Here is a 14,498-nt window from a genome sequence, read left to right as displayed (position 1 = left end):
GGGGTGCGCGCTGCTCGCGCGTAAGGATAAAGAGATACCGCGCTTAAGCGTCTTTTCAGACCCAAAGTGCTGCACGTTGAACAAGGAGATATTATGTCCCCCGGATTGAACCGCCGCGACCTTTTCCGCGGCGCTGCGCTGGCCGGCGGTGGCCTCGCATTGTCGGCATGGCTGCCGGCATGGGCTCAACCCATTTCGTCCGGGATTGCCAAGCCACTGCCAACGGTCAGCGGGAACGATATCACGCTCAAGATCGCGCATCAGATGATGATGATCGACGGCCGACAAAGCCATGCCATCGGCATCAATGGCACTGTGCCTGCGCCCCTCATCCGTCTGCGTCAGGGCCAAAACGTCCGCCTGTCGGTGATCAACGATCTCGAGGAAGACAGCTCGATCCACTGGCACGGCCTGCTTTTGCCGTTCCAGTTCGACGGCGTGCCCGGCATCAGCTTCCCCGGCATCAAGCCCAAGTCGACCTTTGTCTATGAGTTCCCCATCGTCCAGGCTGGCACCTATTGGTATCATAGCCATTCGGGGCTGCAGGAGCAGTTAGGTCATTACGGACCGATTGTCATCGACCCGGAAGGCGAGGATCCGATTCAGTCGGATCGAGAGCATGTCATCGTGCTCTCCGACCATAGCCAGATGCATCCGCACGCAATTTTCCGGAAGCTCAAGCAGGTCGGCGGTGGCTATTTCAATTATCAGCGGCAAACGCTGGCCGGTTTGCTGGCCAAGGAAGACCAACCCCTCAAGGACCGACTTGACTGGGGCAATATGCGGATGGATCCGACCGACGTGTCCGATGTCACGGGCTCGACCTATACCTATCTCGTGAATGGGCATGGCCCACGGGACAACTGGACCGCGCTTTTCAAGCCAGGTGAGCGCGTTCGCCTGCGTTTCGTCAATGCCTCCGCGATGACGACGTTCAATGTCCGGATTCCCGGTCTCAAACTTACGGTTGTTCAGGCCGACGGGCTCAATGTCAGGCCGGTCGAGGTCGACGAGTTTCAGATCGCGGTTGCCGAGACCTATGATGTCATCGTTACTCCGACCGATGATCGCGCCTACACGCTGGTCGGTGAATCCGTTGATCGTTCGGGCATGGCACGCGCCACACTGGCTCCGCGTGAAGGCATGACGGCCGAAGTTCCGCCGCTCCGCAAGCGGCCCCTTGCCGATATGAAGGACATGGGCATGGGGGACATGGATATGAGCGGCATGTCCGGCATGGACCACGCAGCAATGGGGCATGACATGTCTGCCGGCGGAGCTGCCGCGGGCGGGATGGCAGGCATGGATATGGGGGCCGGCGCGTCGATGCCAAGCATGCAAAAACCGGCGGATAGTTCCATGGCCAACATGCCCGGAATGGGCAGCGGGTCCGGTGATACAATGGGCGGCATGGCGATGGGCGGAATGGGCGGCATGAACATGCGCGACGCCAGCAAAGCGCCGCAGGTTAAGATGGGACCGGGTGTCCAGACGATCTCGCCCATGCCGATGGATCGCACGGGAGAACCGGGACAGGGTCTCGAAGACGTTGGCCACCGGGTTCTTGTCTATCGCGATCTCATGGCGGTGGAGCGCAACCCCGATGTTCGCGCGCCAGACCGCGCGATGGAAATCCACCTGACCGGGAATATGGAACGCTATATGTGGTCGTTCGATGGGGTGAAGCTCAGTGACAAGCGCGAGCCCATTCCCTTTATCGAAAACGAAAGGGTCCGCGTCACGCTCGTCAATGACACGATGATGTCGCACCCGATCCATCTTCATGGGCATTTCTTCGAGCTGGTGACCGGGCATGGCGAGTATTCGCCGCGCAAACACACCGTCAATGTCGCACCAGGAGGCAAGGTAAGTTTCGACGTCACCGCAGACGCAGTCGGCGACTGGGCGTTTCACTGCCATATGCTCTATCACATGCATGCCGGGATGATGCGCGTCGTCTCCGTCCGTCCCCGGGGAGATGCCGCATGAAGTCGCTTCTCCTTCTGATCGGCGCGGCCCCGCTCGCCTTGGCGACCCCAGTCAGCGCGCAGTCGATGCAGAATATGCCGGGCATGAACATGCCTGCTGCTCAGCCAGCGGCGAAGAAAAAGCCGGTGGCCAAGCCAGCAAGCCAGCCCAGGCGCGCCGCTGCGCCCACGGCTAAGGGCAAGCCTGCCACCCCGAAGCGCCGGGCACCGGCAGCAAAACCCAAGTCGGCGCCGCACGACATGTCGGGCATGGGGGCTATGTCCGGCATGGAGATGCCCGGTGACAAGACGCCTCCAACGGCTGACCCGCATGCCGGCCACGACATGTCCGGCATGCCTGGCATGACCATGCCCGATGGGGCGGGCGGTACGATGAAACACGACATGCCCGGCATGGACATGCAGGCGGCACCCGGCGGTCAGCCGATGCAGCACGATATGTCGTCGATGCCCGGCATGGCGATGGATGGGCCGATGGCAGCCCATGGCGCTGGTGGCACCAGTCTCATGCCCGGCAACGCCCCTGCACCCCAACCTCCTACCGACAACTATGCCGACCGCGTCTACAAAAACGGCGAGATGGCGGCTTCGCGTACCATGCTGCATAAGGAACATGGCGGCTCATCCAGCTCGATGATCCTGTTCAATCTGGCGGAATATCAGGTCCGTAACGGCCGCGACGGCTATCGGTGGGACGGGGAGGCGTGGTTCGGCAAGGATCTCGATCGGCTGGTGGTCAAGACAGAGGGTGAGGGCGTTCTTGCTGGCAGAAGCGGCACCTACATGGAGACCGCAGAAGTTCAGGCGCTCTACAGTCGTGCACTCGACCCTTATTGGAACCTCCAGGCGGGTGTCCGTTACGATTTCAAACCCAACCCATCCCGTACTTATGCGACGATCGGTATTGAGGGGGTGGCGCCTTACTGGTTTGAGACCGAGGCTGCCCTGTTTCTGTCGAACAAAGGCGAGGTGTTGGGGCGGATCGAGGGCTATTATGATCAGCGTATCACGCAACGCCTCATTCTCCAGCCGCGCCTGGAAGTGAACCTTTCAGCACAAAATGTCCCGGAGACGCGGATTGGAGCGGGCATCACGAACGCCGAATTGGGACTGCGTTTGCGTTACGAACTGCGCCGCGAATTTGCCCCCTACATCGGCGTTTCTTACGACCGAAAGTTCGGGCGGACGGCGGACTATGCACGCTCAGACGGAGGGGACGTGAAGGCGGCCAGCTTTGTAATCGGTGTTCGGACCTGGTTCTGAGAAGCGCCAAACTCCGCTTCCACATCGGGGCTAGCCGCGTTCATCGCTGGTTAGCCCTGGTTATCGGCGTCCAGCTGCTGCTTTGGTTTGCGAGCGGTCTTGTCATGAGCCTGTTGCCGATCGAGCGAGTCCGCGGTGAACATCTCGTCGAGCGATCGTCGCCGGCGATATTGGAACAGTCGAGATCGCGCGCGCCGTTGGACCTAGTGTTGCGCGCGGCGACCAGACCCGTGCGTGAAGTCCGATATCGCGCGCTGCTCGGCCGCGAGATTGCGGAGGTCGAGTCTATCGATGGGACGATCTCACTCCACGATGCAGAAACAGGTCGTCGACTTGGTCCCGTGAACGCTGCGATGGCTCGCGCGGTGGCGATACAGGCCTACCGTGGTACGTCGGAGCCGCCGAGCGTGCGCCTGGTTGTGGCGTCGACCCCAGAATTCAAGGGCGTCCTGCCGGCCTGGCGGGTGGACTTCCCTGACCGCGAAGCGACCCGCGTCTATGTTGCCCAGAATAGTGGTCGGATCGTCGCTGTGAGAAATGGAACGTGGCGCCTGTACGATTTCTTCTGGGCGCTCCACATCATGGATTGGAAAAACCACGAAAATTTCAACACGCCGTGGTTGATGGCGTTTGCCGCAGGTGGTCTCGCATTGGCGATCGCGGGTTCGGCACTTTTGTATCTTCGGTGGCCGCGAAAGCGACGCCGCACGGGTTGAATAGTCAAGCAGGATCGGGGCGGGGGCCAAAGGAGACGACCAATGATGAAAAATGCCTATGCGAGCCTCGCCCTGCAGACCTTGGTTGGCGGCGTCATCATGTATCTGGTGATGTTCGTCATGATCGACAGCTTGGGGAGCTTCTACAACAACCTGAATATGCTCTACATGACGCTAATGATGGTGGCGCCCATGGTGGTGCTGATGGTCCTCGCGATGGGCCATATGTTCCCGTCGAAAAAGGCAAACGCGGCCCTTATATTAGGGTCAGTTGCGATATTCGCCGGATCATTTGCCCTCATCCGCACGCAAACAACGATCGGCGATACAGCATTCCTCCGATCGATGATCCCGCATCATTCGGGCGCGATCCTGATGTGCCGCGAGGCCTCCTTGAAGGATCCGGAAATCGTTCGTCTGTGCAGCGGCATCGAGGAATCTCAGCGCCGCGAAATCGATGAAATGAAGGCTATTCTAGCCCGCAAGTAGGCTTCGCGCTCCCGTTCCCGTAAATTTTGTGCCGCCTCACGAGGGAAATGGCGCGCCCATGCGTATTATCAATGCGGGGCGCTGAGGAGAGAATTGTGAAGAAAATAGTCCCCATCATCATCGCTGGACTGGTGGCCGCGCCGGCGATCGCCCAAATGCAGGGCATGGACCATAGCAAGATGGACATGCGCCAGACCATGAACCCCACGCCAGCCAATCCTTACCCGCCTGCAGAAATGGAGATGCATCAGAAGATGATGTCCGCCACGGGCAGCGATGCAACGGAGACCTGGGTGCGCAAGATGATCGAGCATCATCGCGGTGCGATTGCGATGTCACGCATCGTTTTGCGCGACACCAAGGACGCGCAGGTCCGAATGATGGCGAACAAGTCAATCACCGAGCAAACGCGAGAAGTGGGCGAGCTTCAAGGCTGGCTGAGAGCCCACAACAAGCGCGCCCAATAGACCTTTCCTCCCCGCCCAGGGGCGGGGGAACCAATAAGGGATCGTATGACACTCAAATTTGCCCTCGCTGCGTTCATAGCAGCCTTCTCCGTCGCCAGCGCCGAAGCTGCCCCGATCATCATGCATCGTGACCCTGGTTGCGGTTGCTGCGAACAGTGGGCGGCCCAGGTGCGCAGACAATTTGGACAAAGCGTCAATATCGTCGACGACCAGCAACGCGGCCGCTTTCAACGCGCTCAAGGCGTGCCCGCTGCGCTGGCATCATGCCATACTGCAATTGTCGATGGCATGGTTTTCGAGGGCCACGTTCCCATTGCCGACATGAAGCGCGCGATCGCGAAGCGCCCGAAGGGCGTAAAGGGATTGGCCGTAGCGGGCATGCCGCTGGGTTCTCCGGGGATGGAAGTCCCCGGCCAAAAACCACAACCCTACTCTGTCATCGCCTTCGGATCGGCGGGTCAGACGGTATTTGCCCGACACGGCGGGTGACCATCTCGTTGATCTTTGATGCTACGAGGCGTAATAAATAACGGCTGTGAAACGCGTTTTGCAACTTCTTCTCCTTCTGGGAGCCATGGTTGGCTTGATTGGCCAAGCGGCGGCCTTTGCGTCCGCTCCGCCTGCGATGTCCGCCCCAATGGCCACGTCTGTGCAGGCCGTGGCTGGGATGTCGGAAGACTGCATGAAGATAATGGCACAGCAGCAACAACCTGCTCAGAAGCCTTGCAAGGGCATGACCCTGGAATGCATCGCGGCCATGGGCTGCGTCGTTCCGCTGGCCGTTCGTAATGACGCGCCTATGCTGGAAGCACGCGAAGCCAGTCCAGCTCTGCCCTTCTGGGCAACCATCACTGTCCTGCACGGCAGTGACCTCACTCCCGAACCGGAACCACCGACTCTCCTTGGCTGATCGACACCGGCTGCCAGGCTGACAGGATTCTTGCGTCTATCGCGCATCTGAAAATCCTGTCTGACCCGCGGCTACCACGATATTTTGCCCAAGGATTACAGTCATGAAGAACCGTGTTTTCTATGCCCTGCTGGGCATTGCGCTTGCCGCTCCCGTTGCCGCTTTCGCCGGCGAACCCAACACAAACTCGCAGTCTGGCCATTATGAATGGCGTTAATCGCCAAACTATGGCCCGCGTGCGCCATCTATGAGCCCCCGTCGCGTCTGGGTGCCCGATGCTCCGCAGATGGCGAACTGCAACTGCGACATGATGAAGATGAGCGCGGCGGACTGCATGAAGGAGATGCATAGCATGGCATCGCCTTCGTCGGCTCCCTCGGCCGGCTAGGCACAGCCTCTGGCCGTGTAAGGTCGCATAGACGGCCAGGCCAGCAGTGGCGGCGGGATTGCCCCCATCCCGCCGCCACTGACATGCCTGCCAGAGTGCGCGACGCCGGCCTGATCCTCCGATCAGGAGTTTTCCATGCGATTGTTTGTTTGTCTGCCGCTGCTCGCGGCGATCCCCGGCGTTGCATTCGCTGGTCCCCTCACTTTCGACGCTGCGCTCCAGCGCGCGCGGCAGGAAGCGCCGTCGATCAAGGCCAAGGCGCTCGCCGCCGAGGCCGCTCGTTCCGCTCGTGGCGGCGCCGGATCGCTACCTGATCCGACTCTGGCCGTTGGGCTCGACAGTTTCCCGATCTCGGGGCCATTGGCGTTTGCTCCCGGGCAGGACAATTTCACGATGGCGCGGGTGGGCGTGTCCCAGGATATTCCCAACCTCGCCAAGCGCCGTGCGCAACGCGCCCGCGCTGACAGCGATATCAAGGCTGCAGATGCCGACACCGCATTTGAGGCGCGTTCGGTTGAGGTCGGCACTGCGCTTGCCTGGATCAACCTTGCCTATGCCGAGCGCCGGCTGACCGCGCTTGATGATCTTCTAGCCCGTCTGGAGCGCGTGGTGCGGACAACGCCCAGTGCCGTCGCGTCGGGCAATGCCCGGCCTGCGCAGACTCTTGCCGGCCGACAGGCTATCGCCTCATTAGAAGATCGTCGCAGCGAACTGGTCTCAAACATAGCGCGGGCACGGGCTGCTCTGACGCGATGGACGGGTGACCCGGCGCCTGAAATTGCCGGATCTATTCCCGACTTCCCTGTCGATGGGGCCGAACTGCGCGCTGGCCTGGATCGCCTTCCCACCATGGCAATGATCGACGCCCAGTCCGGTCAGGCAATGGCCGATGTGCGTATGGCCGATGCCAACCGCCGTTCCGACTTCGGGGTGAACCTTGCCTATCAACGCCGCGACCCTCGTTTTGGAGATTATGTGTCAGCCGGTGTGACGGTCAGTCTGCCCTTCTTTACCCGCAGTCGACAGAATGCGGGCATTGCGGCGGCCCAGGAGAATGCCGGACGCATCCTGGCCGAACGCGACGCGGCCCTGCGGGCGCTGGCCGCTGATCTCGAAACCGATCTTGCGGACCATATCATGCATCATGAACAGTGGCTGCGCGCGCGGGACACATTGCTGCCACTCGCCGAGCAGCGGGTGACGTTGGAGACGGCAAGCTACGGGGCAGGTCGCGCCAATCTTGTCGATATCGCGGATGCCTATGCGGCCCTTGCCGACGTCACCCTCAACACTCTCGACCGTGAAGCCCTTGTCGCTGCTGACGGTGTTCGACTGAACCTTACGTATCGGAGCGAATCGCAATGAGCCATTTCACAATCCCTCGGGGCGGCCTTTTCGGTGCCGCGGCGCTGCTCGCGGTCGCCGCTGGCGGGGTCGGTTTCACCATCTCTGAATGGAGAGGAGGATCACCCGACGCTACGGCCGCCAAACCGCCGGCACGCAAGATCCTCTATTGGTATGACCCGATGATCCCCGCTGAGCATCATGACGGTCCAGGCCTGTCGTCGATGGGAATGCAAACAATCCCGCGCTATGCGGATGAGGTGGGGGCAAGCGCGGCACAGCCGGGAATATCGATCGACCCGTCCGCCTCCCAGGCGCTCGGGATGCGAACGGTGGCTGTGCGGCGCGGCGAATTGGCGAGCAGTCTCACCGCCACCGGCACGATCGACTTCAACCAGCGCGACGTTGCGATCGTTCAGGCGCGTGCAGGCGGCTTCGTTTCCCGTGTCTATGGCCGCGCACCTGGTGATGTGATCGGTGCAGGCGCGCCGCTTGCCGATGTTCTGGTGCCGGAATGGGGCGGCGCACAGACCGAGTTTCTGGCGGTCCGCCGCACCGGCAACGCCGCTCTGATCCAGGCCGCGCGTCAACGGCTCATGCTGCTCGGCATGCCCTCCGGCACGATCGCATCGGTCGAGCAAACCGGACGACCGCATAATGTGATCACCATCTCCACGCCCACGGGCGGCGTGATCAAGACGTTGAACGTGCGGGGCGGCATGACCTTGATGGCAGGCCAGACGCTTGCCGAGGTCAACGGGCTCGGCACGGTCTGGTTGAATGCCGCCGTGCCGGAAGCGGTCGCCGGTCCCTTGAAGCCTGGACAAGCGGTGCGAGCCGCGCTTGCAGCCTTCCCCGGCGAAACCATCTCCGGGCGCGTTTCGGCGATCCTCCCCGAGACACAGGCCGACAGCCGCACACTCACCGTTCGGATCGAGCTGCCCAATCGCGGCGGGCGACTGCGTCCCGGCATGTTTGCGACCGTCTCGTTTGGCGGGAGCGCGCAGCCGGCGTTGCTGGTGCCGTCCGAAGCCCTGATCCGCACTGGCAAGCGCACGTTGGTCATGCTCGCGCTCGACAAGGGGCGCTACCGCCCTGCCGAGGTGCAAACTGGGAGGGAAGCTGGCGATGATACGGAGATTCTGGCGGGCCTGAGCGAAGGCGAAAAGATCGTCGCTTCGGGTCAGTTCCTGATCGATTCCGAAGCAAGCCTCTCGGGCGTGGAAGCACGGCCGATCGGTGCTGACATGCCAAAGAGTCCTGCCAAACCTATGCCGACCGGCGCAGTCTATGAGACCGTCGGTACGATCGAAAAGATCACCGCCCAGTCGGTGACGCTGAGCCATCAAGCCGTGCCAGCCATTGGCTGGCCAGCGATGACGATGACGTTTCAGCTCACAGACCCGAAAGTCGCGCGCGGCTTAAAGACGGGCGACCGGGTCCGGTTCGGGTTCGATCAACCACCGAGTGGACCAACCGTGCGACGCATGGCGAAGGTAATGGGCCAGTGATCGCCCATCTCATCCGCTGGTCAGTCAGAAACCGCTTCTTCGTCATGATCGGGGTGCTGACGCTGATCGGCGTGGGCGTCTGGGCGGTGCGATCGACCGCGATCGATGCGTTGCCCGATCTCTCGGACACGCAGGTGATCATCCGCACCTCCTATCCCGGGCAGGCGCCGCAGATCGTCGAGAACCAAGTCACTTATCCGCTCACCACCACAATGCTCTCTGTGCCCGGCGCAAAGACCGTCCGCGGCTATTCCTTCTTCGGCGACAGCTTTGTCTATGTGATCTTCGAGGACGGCACCGATCTCTATTGGGCGCGCAGCCGCGTGCTCGAATATCTCAACCAGGTACAAGGCCGGCTGCCGGCCAGCGCCCGCAGCGCGCTGGGGCCGGATGCGACCGGGGTGGGCTGGGTCTATGAATATGCGCTGGTCGATCGCACTGGCCGCCACGATCTCTCGCAGCTTCGCGGGCTTCAGGACTGGTTCCTGCGCTACGAGCTGAAAACGGTAACGGGGGTCGCAGAGGTCGCCAGCATTGGCGGCATGGTGAAGCAATATCAGGTGCTGCTCGATCCGGTGAAGCTCGCCGCCTACGGCGTGACCCACGCCCAGACGGTCGATGCCATTCAGAAGGCCAATCAGGAGAGCGGCGGCTCGGTACTGGAGATGGCCGAGGCCGAATATATGGTCCGTGTCTCCGGCTATCTGAAGACGCTCGACGATTTCCGCGCCATTCCCTTAAGGACCGCAGCCGGCGGTGTGCCGGTGCGACTGGGCGACGTTGCCACGATCCAGGCCGGCCCCGAGATGCGGCGCGGGATTGCCGAACTGAACGGTGAGGGCGAGGTCGCGGGCGGCGTTGTGATCCTGCGCTCGGGCAAGAATGCGCGCGAGACAATCGCGGCGGTCAAGGACAAGCTCGCAGAGCTCAAGAAGGGCCTGCCACCCGGCGTCGATGTGGTTACGGTCTATGATCGCTCGCAGCTCATCGACCGCGCCGTTGAGAATCTGACCCACAAGCTGGTCGAGGAATTCATAGTCGTTGCGATCGTCTGCGGGCTCTTCCTTTGGCATGTCCGTTCGGCGCTCGTTGCAATTCTCACGCTTCCGCTTGGTGTGCTGGCAGCCTTCGTCGTCATGCGTTTCCAGGGGGTCAATGCCAACATCATGTCGTTGGGCGGCATCGCGATCGCCATCGGCGCGATGGTCGATGCCGCGGTCGTCATGATCGAGAATGCCCATAAGAAAATCGAGCGATGGGAGGAGGATCACCCGGACGAACATCTCGAGGGGGATACCCGATGGACCGTCATCACCGAAGCGGCAGCCGAAGTTGGGCCAGCGCTGTTCTTCAGCCTTCTGATCATCACCCTGTCGTTCATTCCGGTGTTCACGCTGGAAGGACAGGAAGGACGGCTGTTCGCACCGCTCGCTTTCACCAAGACCTATGCGATGGCGTCGGCGGCGATCCTGTCGGTGACCCTGGTGCCGGTGCTCATGGGTTTGCTGATCCGGGGCAAGATTCCGCCCGAGCAGTCCAACCCGGTCAATCGCTGGCTGACGAACATCTACCGGCCCGCGCTCGACTGGACGATGCGGCGGCCAAGGACCGTACTGCTGATCGCGGCGCTCGCTTTTGCAACAACCGCCTGGCCGCTCACCCAGCTTGGCGGCGAGTTCATGCCGAAGATGGAGGAGGGTGATCTGCTCTACATGCCCTCGGCGCTGCCGGGTCTCTCGGCGGCGAAGGCGTCGGACCTGCTCCAGCAGACCGACCGCCTGATCAAGACCGTGCCCGAGGTCGAGAGCGTGTTCGGCAAGGCCGGCCGCGCCGAGACTGCCACCGATCCTGCGCCGCTTGAGATGTTCGAGACGACGATCCAGTTCAAACCTCGCGACCAATGGCGACCGGGCATGACTCCGGACAAGCTGGTCGAGGAGCTTGATCGAACGGTAAAACTGCCCGGCCTCGCCAATGTGTGGGTGCCGCCCATTCGCAACCGGATCGACATGCTGGCGACCGGCATCAAGAGCCCGATCGGGGTCAAGGTGTCGGGTGCTGACCTCGCTGAGCTCGACCGCATCGCGCACGATGTCGAGACAGTTGCGAAAACCGTGCCTGGGGTCAGTTCGGCGCTCGCAGAGCGCTTGACGGGCGGGCGCTATGTCGATGTCGATGTCGATCGGGCCGCTGCCGCCCGATTTGGGCTCAATATTACGGACGTGCAGCGGATCGTCTCTGGCGCGATCGGCGGCGAGACGATCGGCGAGACGGTCGAGGGGCTGGCACGGTATCCGATCAGCGTCCGCTATCCGCGGGAGCTACGCGACAGTCTTGACGGAATACGGATGCTGCCGGTCCTGACCCCGTCCGGACAGCAGATCACGCTCGGCACCATTGCGCGCGTCTCGATCGCTGAGGGGCCCCCGATGCTCAAGACCGAAAACGCCCGCCCATCGACCTGGGTCTATGTCGACGTGCGCGGACGCGACCTTGCGTCGGTCGTGAGTGACCTGCAGCATGCGATCGCAAGACAGGTGACGCTCTCGCCAGGGGTTAGCGTCGCCTATTCGGGACAGTTCGAATATCTCCAGCGTGCCGTTGCCAAATTGAAGCTCGTCGTGCCGGCGACGCTGCTGATCATCTTCGTGCTGCTCTACATGATCTTCGGGCGGTTCGATGAAGCAGCTTTGATCATGGGGACGTTGCCGTTCGCGCTCACCGGCGGCATCTGGATCCTCTATCTGCTCGGCTTCAACCAGTCGGTCGCCACCGGGGTAGGTTTCATCGCGCTCGCTGGCGTCTCCGCCGAATTCGGCGTCGTGATGCTGATCTACCTGAAGAACGCCTTGGAAGAGCGCACCGATCCGGATGTCGCCGAGGTCGAGACGGCAGTGCGCGAAGGCGCACTGCTCCGCGTTCGGCCCAAGGCGATGACGGTCGCCGTGATCCTCGCTGCCCTCTTGCCGATCCTGCTGGGATCGGGCGCCGGATCCGAAGTCATGAGCCGGATCGCCGCGCCGATGATAGGCGGCATGCTGACCGCGCCGCTGTTGTCGATGTTCGTCCTGCCTGCCGCCTATCTGCTGCTTCGGCGGCCGAAGATGAAGCCCAATGACCAACACGTTTCATTATAAAGGAGAAGACCATGAACTACGGACGACTGACCTTTGCCCTCGGCCTCGCGGCACTGACCGTCGCTTGCGGGAAAAAAGCCGAACCGCCCGTTGCGGTCGAGACCAACAAGGCAGAACCCGCCGCCGCTATGAGCGGCAACATGGCAAATATGGCGATGGAGCCGTCGGCTGCCACTGCAATCAAGGTGAAGGGACACGGCACGGTCACCGCGATCGACAAGTCTGCGGGCACGATCACACTCGATCATGGCGCCATCCCCGAAGCCAAATGGCCGGCAATGACAATGGCGTTCAAGGCTGCCCCGGCGATCACAGATGCAGTGAAGGTTGGCGATAAGGTCGATTTTGACCTTATGTTGACGGGCAACGCCGGCGAGGTAACGGCGATCCAAAAGCAGCCGTAAATCCGCGCTACTACGGGCGTTCTTAAATCGTAATTAACCTTGTTCGTTCACGCTTGCACTATGAAGAAAGATAGAGCTGGGCGCGAAACGCAGGTCTTGAGCGAAACAACCGGGTGGCGGCAATCATGATTGCCACCGCGTTCGGCTGCGTCGCGCTTTTGTGCGTCATTAGCTGGCCGTTTTTCGACGACTATCGAACCGCGGTGAAAATCCAGAGCGCGGGTGCTGCCGCCTTCGCGCTCTATTTTTTGATGCTCGGCTCACCCACTGCGGCGATAGCGTGCCTCATTTCATGTTCGCAGCTCGCATTTCCGCGTCAGTGCGTGATCGCTATGTGGTGACGAGGCTTTACGGCGCTAGTCTGATTTTGATGGCTTTTCTGTCGGTTGTGACCTGGCACGGTCTCCCCTCAGCTCTGGCGTTCACGGGCAGTTCGTTGGGCAGCTTCGCACGGCTCCAAACCTCGACTACGCGGATGAAAGGCCTTTTTCTCGTAGGGGCCCCATTCTGGCTCGTCCACAATATGATGGTCGGAGCTTTGTTCGCCTTGGGCACTGATTTGGTATCCTTGGTCTCGAACCTCGCGAACCTGATGAAGTTCGTTGTCCGGAATCGAAATCCTTTGTTGTCGATCTCTGTTTGGAATACGCTGATCAGCACATTCATCCCGGCACCAACGCGTTTGAAGCGGACCGGATGACAGAGTTTCGCGCGACGATGGAATGAGGGTGGCTCCTTCCGGAAGTGAGCAAAACAGCGGATGGCGCCGCGCCGCAATTCGCGATTTCAACGAGGACGCCGAAGGCGTTCCGGATGTTGTTGATCGGGATCGATCCCGGGACCGGTCGCGCTACGCGTAGCCCCTGGCCGCCGCCTGACTTGGCTGGGGCCATGCCTAGATGCCATCAGTTCCGGTCGAGGTCGAAATGAAATTGTCAGCAGAGTGGGGCCTTTGCCAGGTCTGGTGGATTCCGGAAAGGCCGCCACAGTCTTTCGCTCCCGTTGATGATGGCGGGGCTTAGGGGTGCGGCAGGGAGCACTGGAGTAGGCTGGAAAGGCGCTTTCTCCGGAGCTGCAGGCACCGCCTGCTCCGCCTGCCCGGGTGGCATCTGTTGCGACCGAAATGGCAGCCCGCAAGGAATTGCTCGTGAGATACGAGGGAGATAGCGAAGCGTAAATTCGTCGGACGAACCTTCGACGACCTTCTTCTATCGCCAACGTAGCCGTTTTGCGCGGCCAGCTGGACGTAAAGCGCTTGTCCTCAGGGGTTAAGGCCTGGTTCCAGACTACGTTTCATAAACACGAAAGTCGTGCCCTGGATCGTTACGTACGAGTAAGCCCGGCCTTCAGACACCTTGCCCGAAAAACTTCGGCTGCGAACACTACGTATACCGAGCTTGGACCCGGGACCATAGTCCTGTGGGCGAAGAAACAAAATCTTCCCCTCGAGAAATCGAGCAGCAGTTCTCAACGCTCACTCAAGGAGTCAAGATGATGATGAAGAAGTCCATCATGGTGGCGCTGGCCGGAATCTCGATGCTCGGCGCCTCTCCGCTATTCGCGCAAGGTATCGGCCACACCTGGTTCATGCGCGGTTCGATCGTCGACACGGGCAGCAACGGCACGGTCGTCTGCATCGGAAAGGCCGATGGCGCCGAGGTCGGCCAGAAGCTCGAGGTCTATCGCGTCGTGACCCATCCGGGTCCGTCCAAAGGCGTGGCGCCGACTTATCACCGCCAGCTCATCGGCCATGTGACGATCGATCATATCTTCGATGATCACTTCGCGCACGTGTCCGTCGCCGACGGTACGCCTGCCAAGCACGACATCGTCGAGCTTCGCAAGAACTGACGAGCCGGTGGCCCGCCGGCACAAGCTGCC

At 61.3% G+C, this 14,498-nt stretch carries 14 protein-coding genes; all 14 read left to right on the top strand.

The annotated features are described in order from the left end of the window. Window positions 1–93 precede the first annotated feature (93 nt). The gene (locus VHN57_RS24850; protein ID WP_021243450.1) at window positions 94–1,989 is read left to right on the top strand and encodes a copper resistance system multicopper oxidase; all 1,896 of its coding nucleotides are present in this window, start codon (window positions 94–96) and stop codon (window positions 1,987–1,989) included. Then, on the top strand, window positions 1,986–3,251 hold the full coding sequence (locus VHN57_RS24845) for a copper resistance protein B (protein WP_017502279.1): 1,266 nt from the start codon (window positions 1,986–1,988) through the stop codon (window positions 3,249–3,251). The genes VHN57_RS24850 and VHN57_RS24845 overlap by 4 nt, the downstream gene beginning before the upstream one ends. Then, complete coding sequence (locus VHN57_RS24840) at window positions 3,242–3,967, top strand: PepSY domain-containing protein (protein ID WP_031290469.1); 726 nt, start codon at window positions 3,242–3,244, stop codon at window positions 3,965–3,967. Before VHN57_RS24845 ends, VHN57_RS24840 begins: the two co-directional genes overlap by 10 nt. Before the next feature lie 42 nt (window positions 3,968–4,009). Then, window positions 4,010–4,456, top strand: coding sequence for a DUF305 domain-containing protein (locus VHN57_RS24835; RefSeq protein ID WP_017502281.1), 447 nt, complete (start codon window positions 4,010–4,012; stop codon window positions 4,454–4,456). A gap of 71 nt (window positions 4,457–4,527) precedes the next feature. Next, window positions 4,528–4,923 carry a DUF305 domain-containing protein gene (locus VHN57_RS24830; protein ID WP_017502282.1) on the top strand — a complete coding sequence of 132 codons (396 nt, stop codon included), beginning with the start codon at window positions 4,528–4,530 and terminating at the stop codon, window positions 4,921–4,923. A 45-nt stretch (window positions 4,924–4,968) separates the two neighbouring features. Further along, window positions 4,969–5,412, top strand: coding sequence for a DUF411 domain-containing protein (locus VHN57_RS24825; RefSeq protein WP_017502283.1), 444 nt, complete (start codon window positions 4,969–4,971; stop codon window positions 5,410–5,412). 193 nt (window positions 5,413–5,605) lie between these two features. After that, window positions 5,606–5,833 (top strand): hypothetical protein, encoded by a 228-nt coding sequence (locus VHN57_RS24820; protein WP_234781450.1) that lies wholly within the window; start codon window positions 5,606–5,608, stop codon window positions 5,831–5,833. A 523-nt stretch (window positions 5,834–6,356) separates the two neighbouring features. Next, complete coding sequence (locus tag VHN57_RS24815; RefSeq protein WP_017502287.1) at window positions 6,357–7,586, top strand: TolC family protein; 1,230 nt, start codon at window positions 6,357–6,359, stop codon at window positions 7,584–7,586. Beyond that, window positions 7,583–9,076, top strand: coding sequence for an efflux RND transporter periplasmic adaptor subunit (locus VHN57_RS24810; protein WP_017502288.1), 1,494 nt, complete (start codon window positions 7,583–7,585; stop codon window positions 9,074–9,076). The genes VHN57_RS24815 and VHN57_RS24810 overlap by 4 nt, the downstream gene beginning before the upstream one ends. Then, window positions 9,073–12,213 (top strand): efflux RND transporter permease subunit, encoded by a 3,141-nt coding sequence (locus VHN57_RS24805; protein ID WP_017502289.1) that lies wholly within the window; start codon window positions 9,073–9,075, stop codon window positions 12,211–12,213. The genes VHN57_RS24810 and VHN57_RS24805 overlap by 4 nt, the downstream gene beginning before the upstream one ends. Before the next feature lie 11 nt (window positions 12,214–12,224). Then, on the top strand, window positions 12,225–12,617 hold the full coding sequence (locus tag VHN57_RS24800) for a copper-binding protein (protein ID WP_017502290.1): 393 nt from the start codon (window positions 12,225–12,227) through the stop codon (window positions 12,615–12,617). Window positions 12,618–12,742: 125 nt separating this feature from the next. Next, window positions 12,743–12,958: a YgjV family protein gene (locus tag VHN57_RS24795; protein WP_017502291.1), complete on the top strand. Its 216-nt coding sequence runs from the start codon at window positions 12,743–12,745 to the stop codon at window positions 12,956–12,958. Continuing rightward, on the top strand, window positions 12,910–13,317 hold the full coding sequence (locus VHN57_RS24790; RefSeq protein ID WP_009824019.1) for a YgjV family protein: 408 nt from the start codon (window positions 12,910–12,912) through the stop codon (window positions 13,315–13,317). Before VHN57_RS24795 ends, VHN57_RS24790 begins: the two co-directional genes overlap by 49 nt. A 791-nt stretch (window positions 13,318–14,108) precedes the next feature. After that, window positions 14,109–14,468 carry a hypothetical protein gene (locus tag VHN57_RS24785; protein WP_009824018.1) on the top strand — a complete coding sequence of 120 codons (360 nt, stop codon included), beginning with the start codon at window positions 14,109–14,111 and terminating at the stop codon, window positions 14,466–14,468. The last annotated feature ends 30 nt before the right edge of the window (window positions 14,469–14,498 follow it).

This window comes from Sphingobium salicis subsp. salicis, assembly GCF_049472635.1.
Lineage (GTDB): Bacteria > Pseudomonadota > Alphaproteobacteria > Sphingomonadales > Sphingomonadaceae > Sphingobium > Sphingobium yanoikuyae_A.
This window is presented reverse-complemented; position numbering and strand designations above follow the sequence as displayed.